This window comes from Alcanivorax sp. HI0083, from assembly GCF_001635175.1.
In genome coordinates this window covers 1-520 of record NZ_LWFX01000544.1, presented here as the reverse complement: position 1 = coordinate 520, position 520 = coordinate 1, and the positions used below count along the sequence as shown (strand labels likewise).

The following is a 520-nucleotide window of genomic DNA, read 5'->3' as shown; positions in this document are numbered from 1 at the left end:
GTTGGCTGATGAGGATGACTTCGACTTCCTGGGTGAAACTGACGAGAACGCGACCAAGCTGGATCTCGCCAAAGCCTATATCGACATGGGTGATAACGAAGGCGCCAAGGATATCCTCAACGAAGTGATCTCTGAAGGTAACGACCAGCAGCAGTCCGAAGCCCGGGAGTTGCTCAGCCAAGTGGGCTAATCCCCCTCTCTCCCTAGGCAAAAAGGGGGCGATGCCTTATGGTATCGCCCCCTTTTTTTATGGCTTCTCCGTTCCCATCGATCGCTGAAGCCTGTGCCAATATTTCTGACGGGCACTGTGGGGAAGCCGCTGTTTGCGGTGAGCTGCGAAGAAGGCTTCTGTAACGACATGGTGGAACATGGCACGTATTGCGTTGGGTATTGAGTACGATGGCACGGGCTTTCGTGGCTGGCAGACACAGCAGCCCGGGGTGCGTACGGTCCAGGAGTGCCTGGAAGCGGCATTGAGCAAAGTCGCGAACCACCCGGTAGCCGTAGTGTGCGCGGGGCG

General features: G+C 56.9%; 1 protein-coding gene and 1 pseudogene. Both read left to right on the top strand.

The window, feature by feature from the left end; all coding sequences use genetic code 11:
• A partial coding sequence (locus A3754_RS05565) for a FimV/HubP family polar landmark protein (protein ID WP_156496831.1) occupies positions 1–190 on the top strand: 190 nt, incomplete at its 5' end.
• Positions 191–368: 178 nt separating this feature from the next.
• Positions 369–520 (top strand): annotated as a pseudogene (locus tag A3754_RS05560) (tRNA pseudouridine(38-40) synthase TruA); the annotation flags it as partial.